This window comes from Streptomyces sp. NPDC012637 (genome assembly GCF_042954805.1).
In the GTDB taxonomy this organism is placed as follows: Bacteria; Actinomycetota; Actinomycetes; order Streptomycetales; family Streptomycetaceae; genus Streptomyces.
On the sequence record NZ_JBIBDS010000007.1, the window covers coordinates 502,993 to 528,140 of the forward strand.

Annotated in this window: 24 protein-coding genes; 16 read left to right on the forward strand and 8 right to left on the reverse strand. The window is 74.3% G+C overall.

Annotated elements, in window-relative coordinates; all coding sequences use genetic code 11:
* Nucleotides 1–59 precede the first annotated feature (59 nt).
* Entirely contained in the window at nt 60–512 is a 453-nt protein-coding gene (locus ACFY8W_RS28035; RefSeq protein WP_391110779.1) for a DUF4442 domain-containing protein, read from the reverse strand.
* Nucleotides 513–606: 94 nt separating this feature from the next.
* Between ACFY8W_RS28035 and ACFY8W_RS28040 the strand changes: the two genes are divergently transcribed.
* Both ACFY8W_RS28040 and ACFY8W_RS28045 read left to right on the forward strand, forming a co-directional pair.
* Nucleotides 607–1,716: a hypothetical protein gene (locus tag ACFY8W_RS28040; RefSeq protein WP_391110782.1), complete on the forward strand. Its 1,110-nt coding sequence runs from the start codon at nt 607–609 to the stop codon at nt 1,714–1,716.
* Nucleotides 1,713–3,233, forward strand: a complete 1,521-nt coding sequence (locus ACFY8W_RS28045; protein ID WP_391110785.1) for an MFS transporter — start codon at nt 1,713–1,715, stop codon at nt 3,231–3,233. Before ACFY8W_RS28040 ends, ACFY8W_RS28045 begins: the two co-directional genes overlap by 4 nt.
* Here ACFY8W_RS28045 and ACFY8W_RS28050 read toward each other — a convergent pair.
* The 5 genes from ACFY8W_RS28050 to ACFY8W_RS28070 all read right to left on the reverse strand — a co-directional run bounded on the left by ACFY8W_RS28050 (nt 3,195) and on the right by ACFY8W_RS28070 (nt 7,354).
* Nucleotides 3,195–4,040 (reverse strand): fused MFS/spermidine synthase, encoded by an 846-nt coding sequence (locus ACFY8W_RS28050; RefSeq protein WP_391110788.1) that lies wholly within the window; start codon nt 4,038–4,040, stop codon nt 3,195–3,197. The genes ACFY8W_RS28045 and ACFY8W_RS28050 overlap by 39 nt on opposite strands.
* A gap of 4 nt (nt 4,041–4,044) precedes the next feature.
* Complete coding sequence (locus ACFY8W_RS28055) at nt 4,045–4,902, reverse strand: patatin-like phospholipase family protein (protein WP_391110790.1); 858 nt, start codon at nt 4,900–4,902, stop codon at nt 4,045–4,047.
* 97 nt (nt 4,903–4,999) lie between these two features.
* Entirely contained in the window at nt 5,000–6,178 is a 1,179-nt protein-coding gene (gene tuf / locus ACFY8W_RS28060; protein ID WP_391110793.1) for an elongation factor Tu, read from the reverse strand.
* Nucleotides 6,179–6,275: 97 nt separating this feature from the next.
* A complete protein-coding gene (locus ACFY8W_RS28065) occupies nt 6,276–6,431 on the reverse strand; it encodes a hypothetical protein (protein ID WP_391110796.1) in 156 nt (51 codons plus the stop codon).
* A 200-nt stretch (nt 6,432–6,631) separates the two neighbouring features.
* On the reverse strand, nt 6,632–7,354 hold the full coding sequence (locus tag ACFY8W_RS28070; protein ID WP_391110799.1) for a DNA alkylation repair protein: 723 nt from the start codon (nt 7,352–7,354) through the stop codon (nt 6,632–6,634).
* Between the two features lie 73 nt (nt 7,355–7,427).
* Here ACFY8W_RS28070 and ACFY8W_RS28075 point away from each other — a divergent pair, with 73 nt between their 5' ends.
* Nucleotides 7,428–8,207 (forward strand): VTT domain-containing protein, encoded by a 780-nt coding sequence (locus tag ACFY8W_RS28075; protein ID WP_391110802.1) that lies wholly within the window; start codon nt 7,428–7,430, stop codon nt 8,205–8,207.
* Between the two features lie 103 nt (nt 8,208–8,310).
* On the opposite strand, the gene ACFY8W_RS28080 is transcribed toward ACFY8W_RS28075, so the two are convergent.
* Nucleotides 8,311–9,480, reverse strand: a complete 1,170-nt coding sequence (locus tag ACFY8W_RS28080; protein ID WP_391110805.1) for an acetyl-CoA C-acyltransferase — start codon at nt 9,478–9,480, stop codon at nt 8,311–8,313.
* 145 nt (nt 9,481–9,625) lie between these two features.
* Here ACFY8W_RS28080 and ACFY8W_RS28085 point away from each other — a divergent pair, with 145 nt between their 5' ends.
* From ACFY8W_RS28085 to ACFY8W_RS28115, 7 genes are all read left to right on the forward strand, one after another.
* Nucleotides 9,626–10,087, forward strand: a complete 462-nt coding sequence (locus ACFY8W_RS28085; RefSeq protein ID WP_391110808.1) for a winged helix-turn-helix transcriptional regulator — start codon at nt 9,626–9,628, stop codon at nt 10,085–10,087.
* A gap of 238 nt (nt 10,088–10,325) precedes the next feature.
* Nucleotides 10,326–11,228 carry an undecaprenyl-diphosphate phosphatase gene (locus ACFY8W_RS28090; RefSeq protein ID WP_391110811.1) on the forward strand — a complete coding sequence of 301 codons (903 nt, stop codon included), beginning with the start codon at nt 10,326–10,328 and terminating at the stop codon, nt 11,226–11,228.
* A 265-nt stretch (nt 11,229–11,493) separates the two neighbouring features.
* Complete coding sequence (locus tag ACFY8W_RS28095; RefSeq protein WP_391110814.1) at nt 11,494–12,072, forward strand: fasciclin domain-containing protein; 579 nt, start codon at nt 11,494–11,496, stop codon at nt 12,070–12,072.
* 145 nt (nt 12,073–12,217) lie between these two features.
* Nucleotides 12,218–13,732 (forward strand): DUF2867 domain-containing protein, encoded by a 1,515-nt coding sequence (locus ACFY8W_RS28100; protein ID WP_391110816.1) that lies wholly within the window; start codon nt 12,218–12,220, stop codon nt 13,730–13,732.
* A gap of 150 nt (nt 13,733–13,882) precedes the next feature.
* Nucleotides 13,883–14,803: a short-chain dehydrogenase/reductase gene (locus tag ACFY8W_RS28105; RefSeq protein ID WP_391110819.1), complete on the forward strand. Its 921-nt coding sequence runs from the start codon at nt 13,883–13,885 to the stop codon at nt 14,801–14,803.
* A 40-nt stretch (nt 14,804–14,843) separates the two neighbouring features.
* Nucleotides 14,844–15,332: a MarR family transcriptional regulator gene (locus ACFY8W_RS28110; RefSeq protein WP_391110822.1), complete on the forward strand. Its 489-nt coding sequence runs from the start codon at nt 14,844–14,846 to the stop codon at nt 15,330–15,332.
* Nucleotides 15,333–15,534: 202 nt separating this feature from the next.
* Entirely contained in the window at nt 15,535–17,607 is a 2,073-nt protein-coding gene (locus ACFY8W_RS28115) for an MMPL family transporter (RefSeq protein ID WP_391110825.1), read from the forward strand.
* Here ACFY8W_RS28115 and ACFY8W_RS28120 read toward each other — a convergent pair.
* The gene (locus ACFY8W_RS28120) at nt 17,595–18,488 is read right to left on the reverse strand and encodes an oxygenase MpaB family protein (protein WP_391110828.1); all 894 of its coding nucleotides are present in this window, start codon (nt 18,486–18,488) and stop codon (nt 17,595–17,597) included. The genes ACFY8W_RS28115 and ACFY8W_RS28120 overlap by 13 nt on opposite strands.
* A gap of 219 nt (nt 18,489–18,707) precedes the next feature.
* Between ACFY8W_RS28120 and ACFY8W_RS28125 the strand changes: the two genes are divergently transcribed.
* From ACFY8W_RS28125 to ACFY8W_RS28150, 6 genes are all read left to right on the forward strand, one after another.
* On the forward strand, nt 18,708–20,081 hold the full coding sequence (locus ACFY8W_RS28125) for an FAD-binding domain-containing protein (protein WP_391110831.1): 1,374 nt from the start codon (nt 18,708–18,710) through the stop codon (nt 20,079–20,081).
* A 213-nt stretch (nt 20,082–20,294) separates the two neighbouring features.
* Nucleotides 20,295–20,930, forward strand: a complete 636-nt coding sequence (locus ACFY8W_RS28130) for a sigma-70 family RNA polymerase sigma factor (RefSeq protein ID WP_391110833.1) — start codon at nt 20,295–20,297, stop codon at nt 20,928–20,930.
* Complete coding sequence (locus ACFY8W_RS28135; protein ID WP_391110836.1) at nt 20,927–22,183, forward strand: FAD-dependent oxidoreductase; 1,257 nt, start codon at nt 20,927–20,929, stop codon at nt 22,181–22,183. Before ACFY8W_RS28130 ends, ACFY8W_RS28135 begins: the two co-directional genes overlap by 4 nt.
* Nucleotides 22,183–22,938 carry a DUF1365 family protein gene (locus tag ACFY8W_RS28140; protein WP_391110839.1) on the forward strand — a complete coding sequence of 252 codons (756 nt, stop codon included), beginning with the start codon at nt 22,183–22,185 and terminating at the stop codon, nt 22,936–22,938. The genes ACFY8W_RS28135 and ACFY8W_RS28140 overlap by 1 nt, the downstream gene beginning before the upstream one ends.
* Nucleotides 22,935–24,284 carry a class I SAM-dependent methyltransferase gene (locus tag ACFY8W_RS28145; RefSeq protein ID WP_391110842.1) on the forward strand — a complete coding sequence of 450 codons (1,350 nt, stop codon included), beginning with the start codon at nt 22,935–22,937 and terminating at the stop codon, nt 24,282–24,284. Before ACFY8W_RS28140 ends, ACFY8W_RS28145 begins: the two co-directional genes overlap by 4 nt.
* A gap of 5 nt (nt 24,285–24,289) precedes the next feature.
* Nucleotides 24,290–25,141, forward strand: a complete 852-nt coding sequence (locus ACFY8W_RS28150; RefSeq protein ID WP_391111084.1) for a DUF1295 domain-containing protein — start codon at nt 24,290–24,292, stop codon at nt 25,139–25,141.
* Nucleotides 25,142–25,148: the final 7 nt, after the last annotated feature.

Genomic DNA, 25,148 nt, shown 5'->3' on the forward strand with positions numbered 1-25,148 from the left:
CCGATTCCGCGCCGCCGTGCCGGACGACCACCCGGGGGTCGCCGGGCCGGCTGTGCGCGTCAGGAGTTGGGGCGGAGGGTCCAGACCACGGTCATCTCGCCCGTCACGGCGCCGTCCTCGCGGGTGATGGCGATGTGGACCGGGAACTCGGGGCGCCGGCCCGCGTCGAGCTCGGCGACGACCTCGGCGGCCGGGCGGCCCAGCGTCGCGGTGGCCGTGACGACGCCCATCGCGAGCTTCTTGTAGCCGATCTCGGCGTTGACGGCGAGCGGCACCGCGCGGCTCAGCTGGTCGCCGAAGGCGGCCAGGACGATGGCGCCGCTGGCGGACTCGGCGAGGGTGAACATGGCGCCGGCGTGCGGGCCGCCCACGTGGTTGTGGTACTCGGCCTGGTCCGGCAGGCGCACGACGGCGCGCTCGGCGGTGGTCTCCAGGAACTCCAGCTTGAGGGTCCTGGCCATGGGCACCGTGGCGGCGAGCATCTCGCCGACGGTCATCTGGTCTGCGCTCATGGGCCGTGATGTTACCCACCAGTAGCAGTCTTCGCCATCCCCGCACGGGGGCGGCCGTAGCCCCGCACCGGCCACCCCTCTATCGTTACGGCCCATGTGGCCAGGACAGCAGCCGCCCGGGGGCGAGCAGAACCCGCAGGACCAGAGTCAGAACCCGTACGCGCAGCCGGGACAGCAGCCCGGCGCGCAGCCCGGCGCGCAGCCGGGCTACGGACAGCCGAACCCGTACCAGCAGCCGACCGTGCCGCAGCCCGCGTACGGACAGCCCAACCCCTACCAGCAGCAGCCGGGCGCGCAGCCCGGTTACGGGCAGCCGAACCCGTACCAGCAGCCGACCGTGGCGGCGCAGTACGCGATGCCGGGTCCGGCGCAGCCGGGCGGCGGTGACGGCGGGAAGAAGAAGCAGACCACCGTGGTGGCGATCGTCGCCGCCGTGGCGGTGCTCGCGGCCGCCGGCGTGACCGGCTACCTCGTCCTTGGCAAGGACGACGAGAAGAAGAACCAGGCCGACGACCCGAAGCCGACGCAGTCGGTCAGCGCGAAGCCGTCGACCTCGTCCTCCCCGCCGCTCGACAACCCGCGCGACGGCGCCGCCCAGCAGCCGACGATCCCCGGCTGGAAGGTCGTCTTCAACCCGAAGTACGGCACCCTGTTCGACGTACCGCCGGACTGGGAGGTCTCGAAGCCGGGTACCGTCACCGGTTTCGAGGACGAGAAGAAGGGCGACGGCTCCCCCGTCGTCGTCATGTCCGCGCCGGCGTACCTCAAGACCAACTGGTGCGCGTTCGACACCGACAAGAACGGCACCGAGGAGACCTGGGGCCTCAGCACCGCCGGCACGAAGGGCGCCCAGGGCGCCAAGGACACCGCGGAGGCGGCGTACAACGCGGCCGGCACCTGGGCGTGGGCGGGCTACGCCCAGCACATGCCCAAGGGCACCGTCAAGATCACCAAGGCCGTGCCGTACACCGCTACGTCCGGCCTGCAGGGCAGCATGGCGACGGCCGTCGCCCCCGGCATCAAGAAGCGCAACAAGTGCGAGTCGGACGGCAAGTCCATCGCCTTCGCCTTCAAGACCGCCAAGGGCGACTTCTCCTCCTTCGTGCTGTACGGGGCCGACGGCGTGAAGGACGAGCTGTCGGACGAGACCATCAAGAAGATCGTCTCCACCGTGCGCCTCGCTCCCGAATCCACGGGGTCGTGATCCGCCTTCGCACTCCCGGCTGGGCGGGCCGTAACTACCTCCTGCTGACCGCCGCCGCGATCGTCACCAACCTGGGCACCCACGGCGCCCTGATCGCGGCGGCGTTCGCCGTCATCCAGTCCGGCGGTGACGGCGGCGACGTCGGTCTGGTGGCGATGGCCCGCACGCTGCCGCTGGTGCTCTTCCTGCTCATCGGCGGCGCGATCGCCGACCGGGTGCCCCGGCACCGGGTGATGGTCGCCGCCAACGCCCTCAACTGCGCCTCGCAGGCGGTGTTCGCGGCGCTCGTCCTCACCGGCGAGGCGCGGCTGTGGCACATGATGCTGCTGACCGCGCTGTGCGGCACCGGACAGGCGTTCTTCAACCCGGCCGCCGAGGGCATGCTGATGTCCAGCGTGGACGGCGAACAGGCCGGCCGGGCCTTCGCCCTCTTCCGGATGGCCATGAACGGCGCGGGCATCGGCGGCGCCGCCCTCGGCGGCGCGCTGATCGCCGCCTTCGGTCCCGGCTGGGTGCTCGCGATCGACGCCGCCGCCTTCGCGGTGGCGGGCGCGCTGCGCGCCTTCCTCGACGTCCGGCACGTGCCCGAACGGGCGCCGGGCGGCGGGCTCCTGGCCGATCTGCGCGAGGGCTGGGACGAGTTCGTCGGCCGGCCCTGGCTGTGGTCGATCGTCGCCCAGTTCGCCATCGTGGTGGCACTGGTCGGCGCGGCCGAGTCGGTGTACGGGCCGCTGGTCGCCCGGGACGAACTCGGCGGCGCCCGGCCGTGGGGCCTCGCGCTGGCCGCGTTCGGCGTGGGCACGCTGTGCGGCGCGGTGCTGATGGCGCGCTGGAAGCCGCGCCGGATGCTGCTCGTGGGCACCCTGTGCGTCTTCCCCATCGCGCTGCCCTCGGCGGCGCTCGCGGTGCCGCTCGACGTGGTCGGGCTCTCGACGGCGATGTTCGTGAGCGGCGTCGCGATCGAGGTCTTCGGCGTGTCGTGGATGACGACGCTGCACCAGGAGATCCCCGAGGAGAAGCTCTCACGGGTCTCGGCGTACGACTGGTTCGGCTCGACGGCGATGCTGCCGCTGTCCACGGCGCTGGCCGGACCGGCGGAGAGCGTGTTCGGCCGGAGCAACGCACTGTGGGGCTCGGCGGCGCTGATCGTGGTGGTCACGGCGCTGGTGCTGCTCGTACCGGACGTACGGAACCTGACGCGCCGTACGAAGCCGGTGTCGGGAGCGGTGCCGGTGCCCGGCACGCAGAGCGCCGGTACCGCTGCTCCGGCCGGTACCGCTGCTCCAGCCGGTGCCGCTGCTCCAGCCGGTGCCGCTGCTCCAGCCGGTGCCGCTTCTCCAGCCGGTGCCGCTGCTCCAGCCGGTGTCGCTGCTCCAGCCGGTGTCGCTGCCGCCGCCTCGGACCCGGCCGCGCCGACGGAGCCGGCCGCCCCCTCGGGCCCGGCCGGTGCCTCCGGTCCGGCCCCCGGTGCCGTGGCCTCAGCCGATGCCGAAGGCACCGTCCGGGGGCACGGGTGACGGGACGGCGTCCGCGTCCCGTACCGGGCGCGCGTCGCCGGTGAGCCGGTCCACGGCGTCGCCCCACTCCACCCGCGCCGGGAACGGATCCGCGGCGGTGCGGCGGGCGAGGCCGGCGACGTCGATCTCCCGGTCGGAGGCGACCAGGACGGCGTTGCCGAAGCGGCGCCCGCGCAGCACGGCCGGCTCGGCGATCAGCGTGAGCTCGGGGAACACGGCCGCGAAGGTGGCCAGCTGCGAGCGGAGGAAGGCGAACGGCGCCCCGTCGGCGAGGTTCGCCGCGTAGGTGCCGCCCGGGCGCAGCACCCGCCGCGCCTGCCGGGCGTACTCGACGGAGGTCAGGTGCGCGGGCACGCGTGAGCCGCCGAACACGTCGGCGATCAGCAGGTCCGCCGAGTCGTCCGGCGCGGCCTCCAGCCACTCGCGGGCGTCCGCGCCGTGCACGGCGACGCCCGAGTCCGGCGGCAGCGGCAGGTGTTCGGCGACGAGCGCGAGCAGGCCGCGGTCGGCCTCGGCGACCTGCTGCCGGGAGCCGGGGCGGGTGGCGGCGACGTACCGGGGCAGGGTGAGCGCCCCGCCGCCCAGGTGGACGGCGTCGAGCGGGGCGCCTTCGTCCGCGACGAGGTCGACGACGTGCGCGAGGCGCCGGGCGTACTCGAACTCCAGGTGCGACGGGTCGTCGAGGTCCACGTACGACTGCGGGGCGCCGTCGACGGTGAGCAGCCAGCCCCGCTCGGTGTCCACGTCGGGCATCAGCCTGGCGGTGCCGTGGTCGACGTCGCGGATGACGGGAATCTGCTCGTTCACGTCCTCATTGTGCCCACAGGGCGGTGACGGCCCGCGCGTGGGTGGCGGCCTGGGCCCGCCCGGCGCGGGCGGCGGGACCGCGGCGGCTCGGGTCGAGGGGGTTGCGGCCGAAGGCCTTCCTGGACGCCGCGTCGGGCGTGATGACCTCGACCCGCGCACCGGCGGCGGCGAGTGCGGAGCCCTGCCGGGCGGGCGAGTGCAGCACCTTGTTCCCGGTGGCGCTGGGCGCAATGACGACGACCCGCTCGTAGCCGGCGGCGAGGTGGGCGTTGGCGGTGGAGTGCAGCCCGCCGTCGATCCACCGGCGCCCCGCGAGTTCCACGACGGGCCAGACGCCGGGGATGGCGCAGCTGGCGGTGACGGCGTCGACGAGCGGGACGCCGGCGTCCTTGTCGAAGGCGGTGAGCTCGCCGCTCCCGGCGTCCACGGCGGTGACCAGCAGCCGCCGCCCGGGCCACTCGACGGCGTCCCCCAGCCGCCGCGCGACGACCTCCCGGCGCACGCCGGGCCCGACGGTACGGGCCGCGCCGGCGAGCCGGCCGAGCTTGCGCCCGTACTCCTCGGGCGTACGCGAGCCGAGCACGGCGACGGCGTACCTGAGGATCAGTCCGAGCCCGAGGCGGGCGGTGAGCTCACCGTCGGGCGGCGCCGACTGGCTCTCGTAGAGCGCGCCGAGCGGAAAGGCCCCGGAAGCGAGCTGCGCCCCGACGACCGCTCCGGCGGAACTGCCGACCACCAGGTCGGCCTCCGTCAGATCCGCCCCGCCCTCGGCGAGGCCCCACAGAACCCCGACTGTCCATCCCGCCCCGGTCAGCCCACCCGAGCCCAGTACCAGTGCCGTACGCCTCGACGTGTCGGTCATGACCCGAGTCTGGCGGACGCGGGTCGTGGGGTGCGGGGCGGGGCCCGGAAGGTTGCCTTCCGGGCCCCGCCGGCCGCTGGCGCGGCAGGTGACGCGGTCACAAGACCTCCGTCACCGTCCCCGCGCCCACCGTGCGCCCGCCCTCGCGGATGGCGAAGCCGAGACCTGGCTCCAGGGGGAGGGCGCGGCCCAGTTCGACGGTCATGGTGACCGTGTCACCGGGGCGGGCCACGGCCGTGTCGCCGAGGTCGACGTCGCCCACGACGTCCGCCGTGCGGAGGTGGAACTGCGGGCGGTAGCCGGTGGCGACGGGTGTCGTGCGGCCGCCCTCGCGGGCGGACAGCACGTACACCCGCGCCGTGAACCGGCTGCGCGGGGCGACGCTGCCCGGCTCGGCCACCACGTGGCCGCGGCGGACCTCGCCGCGCGGCACCCCTCGCAGCAGCAGGGCCACGTTGTCACCGGCCTGGGCCGACTCCATCGGCCTGCCGAAGGTCTCGACGCCGGTGACGACCGTCTCGGTCCCCGCGCCGAGCACCGCCACGCGGTCGCCGACGCGGACCGTGCCGCGCTCGACGGCGCCGGTGACGACGGTCCCGCGGCCGGTGATGGTGAGCACGCTCTCCACCGGCATCAGGAACGGCGCCTCCACGTACCGCACCGGCACCGGCACGTACGTGTCCACCGCGTCGAGCAGCGCCTCCACGGACGCGGTCCAGCGCGGGTCGCCCTCCAGGGCGCGGAGCCCGGAGACCCGGACGACGGGCACCGCGTCGCCGCCGTAGCCGTGCGCGGTGAGCAGCTCCCGTACCTCCAGCTCGACCAGGTCGGTCAGTTCGTCGTCGGCGCCGTCCGCCTTGTTGAGGGCGACGACGACGTGGTCGACGCCGACCTGACGGGCGAGCAGGACGTGCTCGGCGGTCTGCGGCATGATCCCGTCGAGCGCCGAGACGACGAGGATCGCCCCGTCGAGCTGCGCCGCCCCCGTCACCATGTTCTTGATGTAGTCGGCGTGCCCGGGCATGTCGACATGGGCGTAGTGCCGGGTGTCCGTCTCGTACTCCACGTGCGCGGCGTTGATGGTGATGCCCCGCCGGGCCTCCTCGGGCGCCCGGTCGATCCGGTCGAAGGGCACGTACGTGGTCGGGCCGCCGGTGCCGCGCTCGCTGAGGACCTTGGTGATGGCGGCGGTGAGGGTGGTCTTGCCGTGGTCGACGTGGCCCGTGGTGCCGATGTTGAGGTGCGGCTTGGTGCGTGCGTATGCCTGCTTGGGCATGGCTGAATCGCTCGTTTCGGTGCTCGAAGCGTGAAGGGGGACCCCGGGGCCGGACCGACCCTCCCCCTGTGGGGTCCGCCGGACGATCCGGGGAGAGTCAGCTTCGGTCGCCGCCGGGCGCCGCCAGGACGGCCTGGACGGTGGGCACGGTGAGGACCGTGCACGCCGTGGGCGCGGTGAGTACCGGGAGGACGGCAGCCTTCGGCGCGTCCGCGACTGCGGACGGCGCTGCGGGGAAGGCGTGCCGGGACATGACACCGATGATGGCCGCTCGCCCGCGCCGGGTCGACCGGATTTCCGGGCGCCGACGGGCATTTGGGGCGGGCGGCGGCCCCGGGCGGACCTAGGCCCTGTCGTCGAACTCCCGCCTGCCCCGCGACGCCAGGCACGCGCGGCCGCCCTCCGGGCGACGACGGGAGTCTGACGACAGGACCCAGGACCCTCCCGGGGCCGTCACACGGGGTCCAGGTTCTTCAGCGCCTCGCGCACGGACAGCGGCGAAAGGCGCGAGGAGTTGTGCGCGACGAAGGCGCGGACCTCGGACGGGGCCGTCTTGGCGTACTCGCGCAGGCTCCAGCCGATGGCCTTGCGGATGAAGAAGTCGGGGTGGCCGGAGCGGAGCAGGCAGTAGGAGAAGAGGCGGTCGGCGTCGGTGTCCGCCTTGAAGCGGAGCTGGTGGAGGAGGGCGGTGCGGGCGATCCACAGGTCGTCGTCGGCGATCCACTCGTCCATGCGCGGCGCGAGCGCCGGATCGGCGGCGACGAGACCGCCGACGACGTGGGCGGCGAGGTGGTCGACGGTGTCCCACCAGGAGACGGTGGTGATCAGCGTGCGGGCCACCGGCAGGAAGCCGGAGGAGAGGCGCTTCACGTGGCGGCGCAGGTAGTCGACGGCGAAGTAGTGGTACTCGCGCTCGGGGAGCGCGAAGCAGCGCAGGGCGAGGGCCGTGCAGTCCGTCTCGTCGGGCGCGGGCAGTCCGGCGAGGACGGTGCGGGAGAGGCCGCGGCGCTCGGGCGTGCGCACGCCGAGGAAGGGCGCGACGCCCTTCATGTAGGCGATCATCTCCTGCGCCCGGAACGGGTCCCCGGCCGCCGGGTAGACCTCCGTGAGCCGGCCGAGCAGCGTGTCGGCGAGGGCGCTGTCGGGGACGACGGCGGGAGCGGCGGGTGTGCTCATCGCCTCACTGTACGGGCGGCCCGCGCGGCGCACATTACGGCGATCACATGCCGGTGTCGGTTACTCTCCCCGGGTGTTCGAGCCCGTGCCCGTCCGCCGCTCCCGCGTGCTGCTCCCGCCCCGGGCCCGGCTGGCCTGCCTCGCCGTCATCCTGCTGGCCGCAGGAGCGTCCGTGCTGCTCTTCGAGCCGCAGCGGCTGCTCGCGGCGGGCTGGCCGCCGCAGCTGAGCGGCGCCGGCGCCGTGCTGGTCTTCGGCCTCGCTTACGGCGTGTGCACGGCGGCCCTGGTGCCGCGGCCGATCCTCAACCTGGCGGCGGGCGCGCTGTTCGGGGCCCAGGCCGGCTTCGCCGCGTCCCTGGGCGGCACGGTCCTGGGCGCGGGCCTCTCGTTCGCGTTGGGCCGCACGCTCGGCCAGGAGGCGCTGCGGCCGTACGTGCGGGGCCGCTGGCTGGAGGCGGCGGACGGGCAGCTGAGCCGGCACGGCTTCCGCTCGATGCTGGCGATCCGGCTCTTCCCCGGCATGCCGTTCGCGGTGGCCAACTACGCGGCCGCCGTCTCCCGGATGCGGTACCTCCCCTTCCTGGTGGCGACCGGTCTCGGCTCCGTACCGAACACGGCGGCGTACGTGATCGCGGGCAGCCAGGCCACCTCGCCGACCTCTCCCGCCTTCCTGGTCTCGATGGGCTTCATCGTCCTGTCGGCGGCGGTCGCCGCGGTCGTGGGCTGGCGCAAGCGGCACCGGATCGCGGCGCGGGCCGAGGCGCCGGAGGCGGTGGTGTCCGCGGCCGGGTACTCCGGGCCGGAGGCGGGTGCCGGCGAGCGGGAGCCGGCCGGGGCGGGCACCGCTTCCTAGGCCTCCGGTCCGCACCGGGAACGGCCGGAGGGGCCGCCCTCGGCTCTCGGCCGTTTCTTTCGGACCACGCCGCGGACCCGGCCGAGATCCGGAAGAGGCGGCCCTACAGCGCCTCCACGATCATCGCGTTCGCCAGCCCGCCCGCCTCGCACATCGCCTGCAGTCCGTAACGGGCACCCCGTGCGCGAAGGGCGTGGACCAGCGTCGTGGTCAGACGGGTGCCGCTCGCGCCGAGCGGGTGGCCGAGGGCGATCGCGCCGCCGTGGACGTTGACCCTGTCCGGATCGGCGCCGGTCTCCTGCTGCCAGGCGAGGACGACGCTCGCGAAGGCCTCGTTGATCTCGAAGAGGTCGATGTCGTCGAGGGCGAGACCCGCCCGCCGCAGCACCTTCTCCGTGGCCGGGATGACGCCGGTGAGCATGAGCAGCGGGTCGGAGCCCGTGACGGCGAAGGAATGGAGCCGGGCGAGCGGGCGCAGACCGAGGGCGCGCGCGGTGTCCGCGGCCATGACGAGGACGGCGGAGGCACCGTCGTTGACCGGGCTGCTGTTGCCGGCGGTGACGGACCAGTCGATCTGCGGGAAGCGCTCGGCGAAGCCCGGGTCCTCGAAGGCCGGCCGCAGTCCGGCCAGGACCCCGGGCGTGGTGGCGGGTCGCACCGACTCGTCGCGGCGCACGTCGCCGTACGGGACGACCTCGTCGTCGAAGAGTCCGGCCGCCCAGCTCCGCGCGGCCCTGGCGTGCGAGGCAGCGGAGAACTCGTCCATGGCCTCGCGCCCGACGCCCCACTTCGCGGCGATGAGTTCGGCACTGATGCCCTGCGGGACGAGGCCGTCGGGGTAGCGGGCGGCGACGCCGGGACCGAAGGGATCGGTGCCGGGCGGCACGTTGGACCACATGGGCACGCGGCTCATGGACTCGACGCCGCAGGCGACGGCGATGTCGTACGCCCCGGACAGCACGCCCTGCGCGGCGAAGTGCACGGCCTGCTGCGAGGAGCCGCACTGCCGGTCGACGGTGGTGGCGGGCACGGTCTCGGGGAGACCCGCCCCCAGCCAGGCGTAGCGGGTGGTGTTCATGGCCTGCTCGCCGACCTGGTCGACGGTGCCGCCGATGACGTCGTCGACGAGGGCGGGGTCGATGCCGGTCCGGTCGACCAGGGCGCGCAGGGTGTGGGAGAGCAGGGCGACGGGGTGGACGCCGGCGAGCGCACCGCCGGGCTTGCCCTTCCCTATGGGCGTACGGACTGCTTCGACGATGACGGCGTCACGCATGAACGGCTCCTGGAGTGCCTCGGGGGTGGGGTGGGAGAGCGGGAGACCTAGAGAGTTGGAAATCCAAATCAACACCTGTCGGTAACATAGCCCAGTGGGTTGGGTTTTCAAACCCTCACTCCGCCCGCTGCTTTAGTCTTGGCTCATGAAGGCCGCCGCCCGCCCCTGCTCCATCGCCGACACCCTCGCTCTCGTCGGCGAGAAGTACTCGCTCCTCGTGCTGCGCGAGGTCTCGCTCGGCGTCCACCGCTTCGACCGGATCGCCCGCAACACCGGCGCGCCGCGCGACATCCTCACGGCCCGGCTCAAGCGGCTCGTCGAGGCCGGGATCCTGGAGAAGGTCGCGTACAGCGAACGGCCCCTGCGCTACGAGTACCGGGCCACACCGGCCGGCGAGGAGCTCGGTCCGGTCCTCGTGACCCTGATGGCCTGGGGCGACCGCCACCTCAACGAGAAGGACCGGCCGGTGGTGCTCGAACACAGCTGCGGCGAGACGCTCAGCCCGCGCGTGGTCTGCGCCCACTGCGGCGAGCGCGCCGACCGCCCGAGCCTCACGACGCACGTGCGCGCACCGGGCTGGACGACGACGGGCCCCGTGGAGGACTGAGCCCGGGTCCTTGCCCACCCGGCCACCGGCGAGCGGGTCCGATCCCGGCGGCGGCCCGGCATCCGCCCGGCAGTCCCGATGCCGGGCCGGGCCCGACCCGGCATCCGCCGTGCGGACCCGGTCACCGGTCCCGTGCGGGCCGCGGCGCCCGCCCTGCGAACGGGCGTGTCACCTGAGGACGGTACGCTGCGCACCGACCTTATGACCGCACACGTACATTCGGGACGGCCCTGGCTCCATGAGTTGGTTCGAAGCATTCATCCTCGGGCTCGTCCAGGGGCTGACGGAGTTCCTTCCCATCTCCTCCAGCGCGCATCTGCGGCTCACCGCCGCGTTCGCCGGCTGGGAGGACCCGGGCGCCGCGTTCACGGCCATCACCCAGATCGGCACCGAGGCCGCCGTCCTCATCTACTTCCGCAAGGACATCGCGCGGATCGTCTCGGCCTGGTTCCGTTCCCTCTTCGACAAGGCGATGCGCTCCGACCACGACGCCCAGATGGGCTGGCTGGTCATCGTGGGCTCGATCCCCATCGGCGTCCTCGGCGTCACGCTCAAGGACCAGATCGAGGGCCCGTTCCGCGATCTCCGGCTGACCGCCACGATGCTCATCGTCATGGGCGTCGTGCTCGGCATCGCCGACCGGCTCGCCGCGCGCGACGAGATCGGCGGCAAGCACCGCGCGGTGCGCGAGCGCAAGTCGCTCAAGGAGCTGGGCGTGCGCGACGGCCTGATCTTCGGCGCCTGCCAGGCGATGGCCCTGGTCCCGGGTGTCTCCCGGTCCGGCGCCACGATCTCCGGCGGTCTGCTCATGGGCTACACCCGTGAGGCCGCCGCCCGTTACTCCTTCCTGCTCGCCATCCCGGCGGTGCTCGCCTCCGGGCTGTTCGAACTGAAGGACGCGACCGAGGGCGGCCACGTCTCCTGGGGGCCGACGGCCTTCGCGACGGTCATCGCCTTCGGCGTCGGCTACGCGGTGATCGCCTGGTTCATGAAGTTCATCACCACGAAGTCCTTCATGCCGTTCGTGATCTACCGGATCCTGCTCGGCGTCCTGCTGTTCGTGCTGGTGGGAGCAGGCGTCCTCAGCCCGCACGCGGGCGAGAGCGTGAAGAACCCGGTAGGGACCTCCCAGCACGAGTGACCGGTCCGTACGAGCCGTGCTTCTCCGAGGCGTCCGCCGTCATGGCGGGCGCCTCGGCCGTTTCCGGGGGGCTTGCGCCCGCACGGCCCGGGCGAGGGCGGGCGACGCGCCCTCCTCCCCCTGGCCGGGCCGACGCCCGTCGGACGAGCGGGGAAAAGTGCCGCCAACCTCATCCGCGGGCCCGGTCCGCCCCGAAGGTCTGGGTGGGAGCACAACCGAGCCCCGGCCGTGGCCCCTCGGTGTCGGCCGGTGGGAGGAGCACGTCATGAACCCCACGTCCACGCGCGGCCGCGTCTCCGTCGCCCTGGCCGCCTCGGCCCTCGCGGTCTCGTTCGGCGCCCTCGCCCCGCAGGCGTCGGCCGACGACGGCACCGCTCCGTTCGGCCCGGGCTGCGCCTCGGTGCCGAAGGAGGGGGCCGGCTCGTTCGCCGGGATGGCCGACGACCCGGTGGCGACCGCCGCGTCGCACAACCCGGCCCTGTCGACGCTGGTGACCGCCGTGAACAAGGCGGGCCTGGCCGACACCCTGAACAACGCCGAGGACATCACGGTGTTCGCGCCGACGAACGAGGCCTTCGCCAAGATCCCGAAGGCGGACCTGGACAAGGTCCTCGCCGACAAGGACCGCCTCACCGAGATCCTCACCTACCACGTGGTCGACGAGCCCGTGCACAAGGCGGACCTCGCCGACGGTTCCTTCGGGACCCTGCAGGGCGGCACGCTGACCACCGCCGGATCAGGGGACGCGTACGAGGTGAACGGCACCGCCTCCGTCGTCTGCGGCGATGTCCGCACCTCCAACGCGACCGTCCACGTCATCGACACCGTGCTCATGCCGCGGTGAGGGAAGGGCGACGGGTGCACGCGGGGCGGGCCGCCGGGCCCGGCCGACGCCGGCCGGGCCGCGGGCCGCATCCGCGTGGACCCGCTCCGCCGAAGAACGGCCGCAGGGCGTGTACGCCAAGGCGATCGGTGAAACGGATCAGCGCATGAACACTCCCAGTCCGGCCGGAGGCGCCCGCTGCCTGGTCACCGGCGCGAGCGGCTACATCGGGGGCCGCCTGGTGCCGGAGCTCCTCGACAGCGGTCACCGCGTGCGCTGCCTCGCCCGGCATCCGGACAAGCTCCGTGACTTCCCCTGGGTCGACCGTGTGGAGACGGTGCGCGGTGACGTCACCGACGCCGCGAGCCTCCGCAAGGCGCTCGACGGCGTCGACGTCGCCTATTACCTCGTCCACTCCATGAGCTCGACGGCGGACTTCGAGGACAGGGACCGCCTGGCAGCCCGTACCTTCGCCGCCGAGGCCCGTTCCGCCGGAGTGCGGCGGATCGTCTACCTGGGCGGTCTCACCCCGCGCGGAGTGCCGGACGAGGAGCTCTCGCCGCACCTGCGCTCGCGTACCGAGGTGGGCCGCATCCTGCTCGACTCGGGCGTCCCCACCACCGTGCTGCGGGCCGCCGTCGTCATCGGTTCCGGATCGGCCTCCTTCGAGATGCTGCGGTACCTGACCGAACGGCTGCCGGTCATGGTCACGCCCAGCTGGGTCGGCAGCAGGGTCCAGCCCATCGCCGTGCGCGACGTGCTGCGGTGCCTGGTGGGGAGTGCCGGCATGCCCGCCGACGTCAACCGGACCTTCGACATCGGCGGACCCGACGTCCTCACCTACCGGGAGATGATGGTGCGGTACGCCGAGGTCGCCGGCCTGCGCAGGCGCCTCATCGTCCCCGTGCCCGTCCTCACCCCGCGGCTGTCCAGCCAGTGGATCGGTCTCGTCACACCGGTGCCGGCCTCCCTGGCCAAGCCCCTCACCGAGTCGCTCCGGCACGAGGTGGTGTGCCGCGAGCACGACATCGCCCGGTACGTTCCCGACGGCCCCGGGCGGCCCGTCCCGTTCGAGGAATCCCTCCGTCTCGCCCTCCGGCGGGTGCGCGACGCGCAGGTCACGACCCGCTGGTCCTCGGCCTCGCCGCCCGGCGCACCGAGCGACCCGCTGCCGACGGACCCGGACTGGGCGGGCGGCAGCCTCTACACGGACGAACGGTCACGGCCCGTCGACGCCGGCCCGAACTCGCTGTGGCAGGTCATCGAGGGCGTGGGAGGGGAGAACGGCTGGTACTCCTTCCCGCTGGCCTGGGCCGTGCGCGGATGGGCCGACCGGCTCGTCGGCGGGGTGGGACTCCGGCGCGGCCGCCGGGACGCGAAGCGCCTCCGGGTCGGCGACGCCCTGGACTTCTGGCGCGTGGAGGAGATCGACCGCGGACGCCTGCTGCGGCTCCAGGCCGAGATGCGCCTGCCCGGCCTCGCGTGGCTGGAGATGGCCGTCGAACGGGACGAGGCGGGCCGCACGTGCTACCGGCAGCGGGCCCTCTTCCATCCGAGGGGCCTCGCGGGCCAGGCGTACTGGTGGAGCGTCTCCCCGTTCCACGCCGTGGTCTTCGGCGGCATGGCCCGGAACATCGCGCGGACCGCCGAGGCGGAGAGCGGGCGTCGGGGCACGCCGTGAACGGACCGTGACCACCACCGCGTGCGTCCGGGTGCCGCGAACGGGAGCAAGCCGCGAACGGACCGCGACCACCACCGCGTGCGCCCGGATGCCGCGAACGCACCCGTCGCCGCTCCGCGGCGCACACACCGACACAAGGAGGCTGCGGCCGTGAGCCGATCATGGGACCTGCAGGGACGTACCGCCGTCGTCACGGGCGCCGCCCGGGGGCTGGGCGCCGGCCTGGCCCGCCGGCTCGCCGACCGGGGGATGGACGTGGCCCTGCTCGGCCGGGAGGCCGCCACCCTGGAGGCGGTCGCCACGACGCTCCGCACCCGGAGCCACGTCGTCGAGGTGGACGTCACCGACGACGCCGGCCTGCGCCGGGCCGCCGACGAGGTGGCCCGGCGTCTCGGCCCGCCGTCGGTCGTCATCGCCAACGCCGGCGTGGCCGAGGGCGGCCCCTTCGAGACCTCCGATCCGGACACCTGGCGCCGGGTCGTCGAGGTCAACCTCGTCGGAAGCGCCGCGACCGCACGTTCCTTCCTGCCCGGACTGCGGGCCACGCGCGGCTACTTCCTGCAGATCGCCTCGACCGCCGCCTTCGGCGCGGCCCCCATGATGAGCGCCTACTGCGCCTCCAAGGCCGGGGCCGAGGCCTTCGCACGTTCCCTCCGAGCCGAGGTGGCGCACGTGGGCGTCGCCGTGGGCGTGGCCTACCTGCACTGGACGGACACCGACATGGTCCGCGGGGTCGACCGCCATACGGTCCTGCGGGAACTGCGCGCCCACATGCCCGCCCCCGCGCGCCGGGTCTACCCGGTGGATCGCGTCGCGGCCTGGATCGGCCGGGGGATCGACCGGCGCTCCTCTTCCGTCTACGCGCCCCCGTGGCTCCGGCTGGCCCAGGCCGGACGCCCGGTCTTCCCCGTCGCCGTCGACTTCCTGTCGCGTCGTGAACTGCCGCGCCTCATGGACGAGTACGCGTTCGACCAGACCGGCCTGCTCGGCCCTGGCGGTCGCATCGAGGAGGCGTCGCTCGGCCGCTCCGCCACCGGTCCGGCGGGGGGTGACGGCCACCGGCGGACATGATGATTCCGTGTCCCCGGGGGCGTCCGCATAGGCTTGCGGCGTGGGCGACGGGCAGGCGGGGAAGAGCGTGACGGAGAACGGGACCGGGACCGATCTGCAGGCCTTCGCGGTCGCCCTGCGCCGGACGATCGGTGAGGCGAACCGGCTGGTGCACGGCTTCGCCGCCGCGGAGAGGCTGCACTCCACCGACGTCCACGCGCTCGCGTTCGTGCTCGACCACCCCGACACGGCCACCCCCGGACTGCTGAGCAAGCACCTCGGCCTGTCCTCGGGCGCGGTGACCGCCTGCCTCGACCGGCTGGAGAAGGCCGGCCACATCCGGCGCAGCAGGGCCGACGACGACCGGCGGGTGGTGCGCATCCACTACGTGCCGGGAGCCCGGGCCGTGGCGCGGGCCCACTTCATGCCGCTCGCGCAGGCGGCGGACCGTGCGCGCGACCGGTTCACCGAGGACGAGCTCGCGGTCGTCCTGCGGTACCTGGACGCGCTGAACGAGGAGCTCGGCGAGCTGCGCGCTCCCCGCCGCTGACGCCGTCCGGCGAGACGCGCTCGCCGCCAGGAGGGTCCTTCCGCGTCGGTGCATCCATGCCGTGCCGGTGCGCGGAAGGGATGGCCGTGGGCGTGGGAGCGAGCGTGGACACCCCACCCGGTTGCGAGCCTCGCGACGGGCCGTGGTTCAGTTTGTTTCAATCATCGAGATAATTGATCGTCGAGAGACTTGGGGTCCTGCCATGTCCACACCCCTGCGGCGGGCGAGCAGAATGCTGCCGCTGCTGGTGCTCGTCGTCTGGCTCGCCGTCGGAGGAGGGCTCGGTCCCTACGCGGGCAGGCTCGGCGAGGTGGCGACCAACGACCAGGCCGCCTTCCTGCCCCGCAGCGCGGAGTCGACCCGGGTCCTCCGGGCCCAGGAGGCGTTCCGCCAGGAGGAGACCCTCCCGGTCCTGGCCGTCTGGACCGCCGAGGACGGCGGCGCCCTCGGTCCGTCCGCACGGACGGACGCCACCCGTGCCCTGGCCTCCCTGAAGGGCGCCGAAGGCGTGGTCGGCGCCCCCTCGCCGGCCTTCCCCTCCGAGGACGGAGAGGCCCTGCGGGGAGTCGTCCAGCTCCGCCCCGACCTCGGAGACCGGCTGCCCGCCGCGCTGGACGGGGTCGGGGCGGCGCTCTCCGCCGTACCGGGGACGGAGGTGTGGCTGGGAGGGCCCGCGGCCTCCCAGGCCGACCTCCGGGACGCGTTCGCGGGCATCGACGGCCTCCTGCTCGTCGTCGCCCTGGTGACCGTCCTGGTGATCCTGCTGCTGGTCTACCGAAGCGTCCTGCTGCCGCTGGTGATCATCATCGGTGCCGTCTTCGCACTCGGTCTGGCCTGCGCCCTCGTGTACGTCCTGGCCGACCATGACGTCGTGCGCGTCGACGGGCAGGTGCAGGGCATCCTGTCCATCCTGGTCATCGGCGCGGCGACCGACTACGCCCTGCTGCTGGCGGCCCGCTACCGGGAGGAGCTCGGCGCACGTGACGGCGACCGGGCGCCGGCCATGCGGGCCGCCCTGAAGCAGTCGTTCGGCCCGATCCTGGCCAGCGCCGCCACGGTCGCGCTCGGCCTGCTCGCCCTGCTCCTCAGCGACCTCACCAACAACCGGGCGCTCGGCCCCGTCGGCGCCATCGGCATCGGCTGCGCCGTCCTCAGCGCGGTGACGTTCCTCCCCGCCGTCCTGGTCCTCCTCGGACGGGCCGCCTACTGGCCGGCCCGCCCCGAGCCGACCGCAGGGGACGAGGCGCACCCCGTCTGGCGCAAGGTCGCGACGCTGGTGGACCGGGCCCCTCGCAAGGTCTGGGCCGGTTCCCTCGCGGCCCTGCTCGCCTGCGCCGCCTTCTCCTTCACGCTCGGCTCCAAGGGCGTCCCGCTCGACGAGATCTTCGTCAAGGACGCCCCCTCCGTGGCCGCACAGGCACGTCTGGGCGAGCACTTCCCCGGCGGCGCCGGGAACCCCGCCGTCGTCATCGCCGACGCCGACGCGGCGGAGAGGGTCAGGACCGCCGCGGAGTCCGTCGACGGTGTGGACTCCGCGACCCTCTTCGCCCCGCCCGGCAGCCTGCAGCCGCTCGTCGCCGACGGGCGGGTACGGATCGACGTCACCCTCGCGGACGCCGCCGACTCCGATGCCGCCAAGGACACCGTCGCCTCCCTGCGCGGCGCCCTGCACGCCGTGCCCGGCGCCGACGCCCTCGTCGGCGGCTTCACCGCCCAGCAGTACGACACCCAGGTCACCGCCGCACACGACAGGAGGCTCATCGTCCCCGTGGTGCTGGGGATCATCCTGGTGATCCTGGCCGGCCTGCTGCGCTCCCTGCTGCTGCCCGTGCTCCTGGTGGCGACGGTCGCGCTCAACTTCGTGGCCACGCTGGGCGTCTCCGCCCTCGTCTTCCGCCACGTCTTCGGATTCACCGGAACCGACGCCGCGGTCCCCCTGTACGGATTCGTCTTCCTGGTCGCCCTCGGCGTCGACTACAACATCTTCCTCATGTCACGGGTGCGCGAGGAGACGGCGCTGCACGGGACGCGCGAGGGCGTGCGCCGGGGGCTGGTCGCCACGGGAGGGGTCATCACCTCGGCGGGAGTCGTCCTCGCCGCCACGTTCGCCGCGCTCGGGGTCATCCCGCTGGCGTTCCTGGTCCAGATCGCCTTCATCGTGGCCTTCGGCGTCCTGCTCGACACCCTGGTGGTCCGCTCGCTCCTGGTGCCGGCCCTCGTCCGGGACATCGGCCCGGCCGTCTGGTGGCCCGGGGCGCTCCGTCACCGGCCCTGACCCGCGGCGCCCGTGACCGGCGGGGCAGGCGCCGGGGACATCACCCAGCGGATCAGCGCGGTGACCGTGACGCCGCCCCGCCGTGCGAAGGGCATGAGCAGCCGGACGCTCACCGGGAGGTCGAGGAACTCCCTGGCCCAGGAGGGCAGGAGGTCCACGGCCGCGGCGGCGAGGAGCGCGTAGGGAAGACGGACCGGCCACGGCAGCGGCGGCGTCGCCAGCAGGTAGCGGGCGGTGGCCGCCGACTCGTCCGTGGCCGCCAGTTCGGGGCGCCGGCGCTCGAGCGCCTCGGCGAGACCGGCCTCGGTCACGGGTGGCCGGGGCACGCCCAGCCGCCGGGCGACCGATGCCATGTCCTCGACGTAGGCGTCCCGGCGGGCCCCGGTGAGCGGGGACCGGCCGTACTCCTGGTACGCCTGCAGGAAGCAGAAGGTCTCGGCGATGTGCACCCAGGCGAGCAGTGCCGGGTCCGAGGCCCGGTAGGGCACCCCGCCGGACGTCGTCCCGGTGACCCGCGCGTGCACCCCGCGTACCCGCTGGACCGCACGCTCGGCGTCCTCCGCCGGCCCGAACGTCGTCTCCGCAAGGAAGGTGCTGGTGCGCTGGAGGCGTCCCCAGGGGTCGCCGCGGAACCCCGAGTGCGCCCAGACGGCGGCCATGGCGAGCGGGTGGAGGGACTGCAGGAGGAGCGCCGCGAGCCCGCCGACGTACATCGAGGCGTCCGCGTGCACGACCCGGATCGGCCGGTCCGGAGCGAACCAGCGAGGACCCGGGGTGCCGTGGATCCGGGCGCGCTTCCGATGGGCCGTGGGCCCGGCCACCCGCAGCAGCAGCGCTTCCCCGGCCCTTCCACGCAGCCTGTCGATCAGCACCAGGGACACGGGAACCGCCTCCTCGCCTCACCTACCCCTCGCGCCCCCTGCCCATGCCCGCCCGGGCCCCGTCGGCGGGGGCGGGCCTCCGGCGTCGGACCCGGCGCCGGCGAAGGCGGCCGCCGCGCGCATCCGGCATGCGCGGCAGCGGGGAACCGCGGAGGTAGGAATGTGGGACCAGTACGCCGGCGGCGCGTTCGCGACCGGCGGCCGAGCAGGGAGGACGCGATGACCGTCGCCGTCGTTCTGTACACCTCCGACCTCCGGGTGCACGACCACCCGCCGCTGAGGGCCGCGCTCGAAGGGGCGCAGGAGGTGGTGCCGCTGTTCGTGCGCGACCCGGCGGTGGACCGGGCCGGTTTCGCGGCACCCAACCGGCTGGCCTTCCTCGCCGACTGCCTGGCGGACCTCGACCGGGCGCTGAAGGAACGGGGCGGCCGGCTGGTGGTGCGGAAGGGCGACACGGTGGCCGAGGTCAGGGCGGTGGTGCGGCAGACCGAGGCCGACGAGGTCCACCTGGCCGGCGGTGTGACGTCCTTCGCCCGGGCGAGGGAGGAACACCTGCGCAAGGTGCTGGAGGATGACGGCTGCCGGCTGTACGTGCACGACGGCGTGGTGGACGTGGTGCCGCCCGGTGACGTCACCCCGCAGGGCTCGGACCACTTCGCGGTCTTCACGCCGTACTACAGGCGCTGGACGGGCGAGCCCCTGCGCACCCCGCTGTCCGCCCCCAAGGCGGTGCGCGTGCCGACGGGGGTGCGGTCGGAGCGGATGCCCGGGCGCTCCGGCATCGCGGACGTGTCGCCGGGCCTCGCCGCGGGAGGGGAGGGCGAGGGGCGCAAGCGGCTCGCCTCCTGGCTGACGGCGCACGGTGACGCGTACGAGCAGCGCCACGACGACCTGGCGGGCGACGCCACCTCGCGCCTCTCGCCGTACCTCCACTTCGGGGCCGTCTCCGCCCTGGAGGCCGTGCAGCGGGCGAGGAAGCGCGGCGGCGCCGGAGCGGAGGCCTTCGTGCGCCAGCTGTGCTGGCGCGACTTCCACCGCCAGGTGCTCGCGGCCCGGCCCCGGGCGGCGGGCGCCGACTACCGTCCGCGCCACGACCGCTGGCGCCGGGGAGCCGGGGCCGAGGCGGACCTCGCGGCGTGGCGCGAGGGACGGACCGGCTATCCCGTCGTCGACGCCGCCATGCGGCAGCTCGCCCACGAGGGCTGGATGCACAACCGAGGCCGGCTGCTCACCGCCTCCTTCCTCACCAAGACGCTGTACATCGACTGGCGGGAGGGCGCCCGTCACTTCCTCGACCTGCTGGTGGACGGCGACGTGGCGAACAACCAGCTCAACTGGCAGTGGGTGGCGGGCACGGGGACGGACAGCCGCCCCAACCGCGTCCTCAACCCCGTGCTCCAGGGCAAGCGGTACGACCCGGACGGCGCCTACGTCCGGCGCTGGGTGCCGGAGCTCGCCGGCCTCGACGGGCCGGCCGTCCACGAGCCGTGGCGCCTCACCGGCCTCGACCGGGCCGCCTACGACTACCCGGACCCGCTGGTCGAGCTGTCCGAGGGGCTGGCGCGCTTCCGACGCGGTCGGGAGGGCGCCTGAGCCGGGCCGTGCCTCCGCATCCGGGGTGAACCGACGCACATCGCCTCCCAATTTCGCTGCGGAAACGATGCGAGTTGAGGCCCGGGGGGCTTTCGCCGGAACGTGAAGGCACGGAACCGACGCGGTTCCGCCGCACGGCCGATCCAGCACGGCGGTCGTACGTCCCGGAAGTCCCGGTGGTCACCCGCGCCACCGCCCGGAGGAGGAACCGTCATGACCGTGCACCGGATGACCTGCCACCTCGCCACCCCGGCGGAGCCCCACGCCCGCGGGCCGCGCGACACGGCGGCCGACGACGACCGGATCGCCCGAGGACTGGTCCAGGGGGACGAACGCTGCCTGGACGCGGCGTACCACCGCTGGGGACGACTCGTGCACACGCTCGCGGCCCGCGCCCTGGGGGACCCGCGCGAGGCGGAGGACGTCACCCAGCAGGTGTTCGTCGCCGCCTGGCGGGGCCGCGCGAACTTCCGTCCCGACCGGGGGACCCTGCCGGCGTGGCTCACCGGCATCACCCGCCGGAAGATCGCCGACGCGCTGACCGCCCGCACCCGGCGCACCGAGCTCACCGCGGCCCTCGGCGCGACCCTGGAGCACACCGGCGGTCCCCCCGAAGGCCCCGAGCGGATCATCGACCGGCTCGTCGTCACCGAGGAGCTGGCCAGGCTGCCGCGCGTCCAGCGCGACGTCCTGGAGCTCGCCTACTTCGCCGACCTGACCCAGACGCAGATCGCGGACCGCACCGGCATGCCGCTCGGCACGGTCAAGAGCCACGCCCGCCGCGGCCTCCAGCGCATGCGCCACAGCCTCGACCGGCCGCGGCCGCAGCACGACGGGAGGGAACGATGAACCCACGGAGCATCGCCGTGGTGGGGGCGGGGGTGGCGGGGCTCACCGCCGCGCACCTCCTGAACCGCGTGCACGACGTGGTGCTGTACGAGGCCGAGGGGCGACTCGGAGGGCATGCGCACACCCACGAACTGCCGGCCGCCGGGGGCGGGACGCTGCGCGTCGACACCGGCTTCATCGTCCACAACGAGCGCACCTACCCCCACCTCCTGCGGCTCTTCCGCGAACTCGGCGTGACCACACAGGACTCCGAGATGAGCATGTCGGTACGCTGCGACGGCTGCGGCCTCGAGTACGCGGGAGCCCGCGGGCCACGCGGCCTCCTCGGCGGCGGCAACGCCCTTCGGGGCCGCCACCTGCGGACGCTCGCCGACGTGCCGCGCTTCCACCGCGCCGCGCGCCGCCTGCTGTCCTCCGGCGACGACGGCGCGACCTTCGCCGACTTCCTCCGGACCCACCGCTTCCCCGCCCACTTCGTCAGCCACTTCGCCGTCCCCCTCGTCTCCGCCGTCTGGTCCTGCGCCCCGGACACCGCGCTGCGCTACCCGGCCGGCTACCTGTTCCGCTTCCTCGACCACCACGGACTGCTTTCGGTGACCGGCTCGCCGCAGTGGAAGACCGTCACCGGCGGCTCCGCGACCTACGTCGAACGCATCGCGAAGGGCCTGTCCTCCGTGCGCACCACGACGCCCGTCCGCGCCGTCGTGCGGGGCGCCCACCGGGCGACCGTCGTCACCGACGACGGCGAGTCGGCCGAGCACGCGGCCGTGGTGATCGCGGTCCACCCCGACCAGGCCCTGCGTCTCCTCGCCGACCCCACCGAGGACGAGCGGCGCGTCCTCGGTGCCTTCACGTACTCCCGGAACCCGACGGTGCTGCACCGCGACACCAGCCTGCTGCCGCGCTCGCCGCACGCACGGGCCTCGTGGAACTACCGGCTGCCGTCCTGCGGCGCCCGGCCGGGGGCGGTCCAGGTCAGCTACGACATGAACCGGCTCCAGCGGCTCCCCGCCCACGAGCCCCACATCGTCACCCTCAACCCCGGCGACGGCGTGGACGAGTCCGCCGTCCTGGCCCGCATGACGTACGAACACCCCGTCTACACCCCGGAGTCCGTGGCCGCCCAGCGTCTCCTGCCCGCCCTCCGCAGCCCCGTCACCGCCTACGCCGGCGCCTACCACGGCTGGGGCTTCCACGAGGACGGCTGCCGCTCCGGCGTCGAGGCCGCCCGCCACCTGGGGGTGACGTGGTGATGCCCGGCCCGGCCCCGCCGCCCGTTCCCGCCCTGTACGCGACCGAGATCGCCCACACCCGCGTCACGCCCGTCCGCCACGCCCTGCGCCATCGCACCTACCTGTGGCTGGTCGACATCGACGACCTGCCCGTCCTGCCCCGGCCGCTGCGCCCCCTCGCCCGCTTCGACCCCCGCGACCACTTCGACGGGACCGCCGCCTCGCTGCGCGCCGGACTCGACGCGTACCTGGCCGCGCAGGGCGTCCGGGACGCGGACGGGCGGGTGCTGATGCTCGCCCACGCACGCGTCCTGGGGTACGTCTTCAACCCGCTCACCCTGTACTGGTGCCACGACCGCGCCGGGCGTCGCGTGTGCGTGGTCGCCGAGGTGCACAACACCTACGGGGGACGCCACTGCTACCTGCTGCGCCCCGACGCCCGGGGCCGGGCCGAGACCGCGAAGGAGTTCTACGTCTCGCCGTTCCTCGACGTCGAGGGCACCTACCGCATGCGGCTGCCGCTCCCGGGCGAGCGACTCGACCTGACCGTCCAGCTCCGCCACACCGACGGCTCGCGCCCGCTGACGGCCACGGTCCGCGGCGCCCGCGGCCCCGCCCGCCCCGGCACCCTGATCGCCGCCGCCCTCCGCCACCCCTGGTCGACCGCCGCCGTGTCCCTCGGCATCCGCCGCCACGGCATCCACCTCTTCCTCAAGGGGCTCCGCGTCCGGCCCCGGCCGCCGCGTAGCTCCCCCGCCCAGGAAGGCACACCGTGACTCTCCCGCCTCCTCCCACCGCGCCGTCCGCCGCCCGTCCCGGCCCCCTTCCGGTGGACCCGGAACGCTGGCCCGACGTCGCCCGGCCACCGCGCGCCTCCGCCCTGCGCACGGCCGTCGCCCGCCGGCTCGTGGAACGTGCCCTCGCCCGGCTGCCCCTGCGGATACGGACCGGCCGGGCACCGCTCCCGGGCCCCGCGCGGTCCGCCGGGGACGGCACCGTACCGACCCTCACGCTCCACGAGCCGGACGCGTTCCACCGCCGGATCGGCGCCGACGGGCTGATCGGCTTCGGAGAGTCGTACATGGCCGGCGAATGGGACGCCGACGACCTCGTCGGCGTCCTGACCGTGCTCGCGCTGCACGTCGACGACCTCGTCCCCGCGCCGCTGCACCGCTTCCGGGGCGCCTGGGTGCGGCGCAGGCCGCCGGCCGACCGCAACACCCCCGACGGGGCGCGAGAGAACGTCCACCGCCATTACGACCTGTCCAACGAGCTGTTCGCCCTCTTCCTCGACCCGGGTCTCAGCTACTCCTCGGCGATCTTCGACCCCCTCCCGGCAGGGCCGGATTCCCTCTCCGACGCGGCGTTCACCGCGGCCCAGCACCGCAAGATCGACCGGCTCCTCGACCTCGCCGGGACCGGACCGGACACCGCGCTCCTGGAGATCGGCACCGGCTGGGGCGAACTCGCGATCCGCGCCGCCGCCAGGGGTGCCCGCGTCCGCACCGTCACCCTCTCCGGGGAACAGCTCGCGCTGGCGCGCCGACGCGTGGCGCAGGCCGGCTTCGCCGACCGCGTCACCGTCGAGCTCCTCGACTACCGGCAGGTCCGCGGCCGTTACGACGCCGTCGTGAGCGTCGAGATGATCGAGGCCGTCGGAGCCGAGTTCTGGCCCGACTACTTCGCCGCGCTCCGCCGCCTCCTCGCCCCCGGCGGCCGCGTCGCGCTCCAGGCCATCACCATGCCGCACGAGCGGATGCTCGCCACCGCCCGCACCCACACGTGGATCAGCAAGTACGTCTTCCCGGGCGGTCTCATCCCCTCGCCGGAGGCCCTCGCGCGCGAGAGCGCCGCCGCGGGCCTGCGCATCGACCACGACCGGGGATACGGCGCCCACTACGCCGAGACCCTCCGCCAGTGGCGCACCCGCTTCCTCCGTCAGGAGACCGCCGTCGCGGCACTGGGCTTCGACGACGTCTTCCGGCGGATGTGGGAGTTCTACCTCGCCTGGTCGGAGGCCGGGTTCCGCGCCCGCTACCTCGACGTCCGCCAACTGCTGCTCACCGCCGACGACCCCGGTGAGGCCACCGTGCCCGCCGGCCGGCGCGGGGAGGCGTCGTGAGCGCCGTGGACCCCGGGGCCCTCACCGTGGTTCTCGGCGCCTCGGCCGCCACCGCCTTCGCCGTCATGCTGACGGCCTTCGCGACCGGCACCGCCAAGGGGCTGCACCGGATCGTGGACGTCGCCTGGGGGGCCGCCTTCGCGGCCGTCGCCGTCGTGGCCTGGTTCCTCTCCGCCGGGCACGGCGACGACGCGCGCCGGACCGCGGTCGCGCTCGCCACCGTGGTCTGGGGACTGCGGCTCGCGACCCACATCGCCCGGCGCGGACGCGGCCGCGGGGAGGACCCCCGGTACGCCCGGATGCTCGCCCGCGCCCGGGGCAACCGCACGCTGTACGCGCTGCGGAAGGTCTACCTCCTCCAGGGCGCCCTGGTGTGGCTCGTGTCCCTTCCCGTCCAGGTCGCGGTCCTGCTGCCCGGCCCGCCGGACGCGACCGTGTGGCTGGGCCTCGCGGTGTGGGCGGTGGGGTTCGCCTTCGAAGCGGTGGGCGACCGCCAGCTCGCCCGGTTCAAGGCGGATCCGGCGAACCGGGGCCGCATCATGGACCAGGGGCTGTGGAGCTGGACCCGCCATCCCCACTACTTCGGCGACTTCCTCGTCTGGTGGGGCCTGTACCTGACGGCCTGCGCCACCTGGCAGACGGCCCTGTCCACCCTCGTCTCCCCGCTCGTCATGAGCGGCCTCCTCGTCTGGGGCAGCGGCAAGCGGCTCCTGGAGGCCCACATGGCCGACCGTCCCGGCTACGCGGCCTACCGGGCGCGCACCAGTGGCTTCGTGCCCCGGCCGCCCCGGCGGCGGACGGACACGGAGCGGCCGGGCGAGGACCCGGGCCGGCGGCGCGGGGCGGCCCGCCCCTGAGGCGACG

What these genes read in the sequence shown, in the direction of transcription:
- ACFY8W_RS28035 (WP_391110779.1), bottom strand. Translation starts at nt 512, where the DNA reads ATGAGCGCAGACCAGATGACCGTCGGCGAGATGCTCGCCGCCACGGTG.
- ACFY8W_RS28080 (WP_391110805.1), bottom strand. Translation starts at nt 9,480, where the DNA reads ATGCGTGACGCCGTCATCGTCGAAGCAGTCCGTACGCCCATAGGGAAG.
- ACFY8W_RS28095 (WP_391110814.1), top strand. Translation starts at nt 11,494, where the DNA reads ATGAACCCCACGTCCACGCGCGGCCGCGTCTCCGTCGCCCTGGCCGCC.
- ACFY8W_RS28115 (WP_391110825.1), top strand. Translation starts at nt 15,535, where the DNA reads ATGTCCACACCCCTGCGGCGGGCGAGCAGAATGCTGCCGCTGCTGGTG.
- ACFY8W_RS28070 (WP_391110799.1), bottom strand. Translation starts at nt 7,354, where the DNA reads ATGAGCACACCCGCCGCTCCCGCCGTCGTCCCCGACAGCGCCCTCGCC.
- ACFY8W_RS28140 (WP_391110839.1), top strand. Translation starts at nt 22,183, where the DNA reads ATGCCCGGCCCGGCCCCGCCGCCCGTTCCCGCCCTGTACGCGACCGAG.
- tuf (WP_391110793.1), bottom strand. Translation starts at nt 6,178, where the DNA reads ATGCCCAAGCAGGCATACGCACGCACCAAGCCGCACCTCAACATCGGC.
- ACFY8W_RS28055 (WP_391110790.1), bottom strand. Translation starts at nt 4,902, where the DNA reads ATGACCGACACGTCGAGGCGTACGGCACTGGTACTGGGCTCGGGTGGG.
- ACFY8W_RS28085 (WP_391110808.1), top strand. Translation starts at nt 9,626, where the DNA reads ATGAAGGCCGCCGCCCGCCCCTGCTCCATCGCCGACACCCTCGCTCTC.
- ACFY8W_RS28135 (WP_391110836.1), top strand. Translation starts at nt 20,927, where the DNA reads ATGAACCCACGGAGCATCGCCGTGGTGGGGGCGGGGGTGGCGGGGCTC.
- ACFY8W_RS28130 (WP_391110833.1), top strand. Translation starts at nt 20,295, where the DNA reads ATGACCGTGCACCGGATGACCTGCCACCTCGCCACCCCGGCGGAGCCC.
- ACFY8W_RS28125 (WP_391110831.1), top strand. Translation starts at nt 18,708, where the DNA reads ATGACCGTCGCCGTCGTTCTGTACACCTCCGACCTCCGGGTGCACGAC.
- ACFY8W_RS28040 (WP_391110782.1), top strand. Translation starts at nt 607, where the DNA reads ATGTGGCCAGGACAGCAGCCGCCCGGGGGCGAGCAGAACCCGCAGGAC.
- ACFY8W_RS28100 (WP_391110816.1), top strand. Translation starts at nt 12,218, where the DNA reads ATGAACACTCCCAGTCCGGCCGGAGGCGCCCGCTGCCTGGTCACCGGC.
- ACFY8W_RS28065 (WP_391110796.1), bottom strand. Translation starts at nt 6,431, where the DNA reads ATGTCCCGGCACGCCTTCCCCGCAGCGCCGTCCGCAGTCGCGGACGCG.
- ACFY8W_RS28090 (WP_391110811.1), top strand. Translation starts at nt 10,326, where the DNA reads ATGAGTTGGTTCGAAGCATTCATCCTCGGGCTCGTCCAGGGGCTGACG.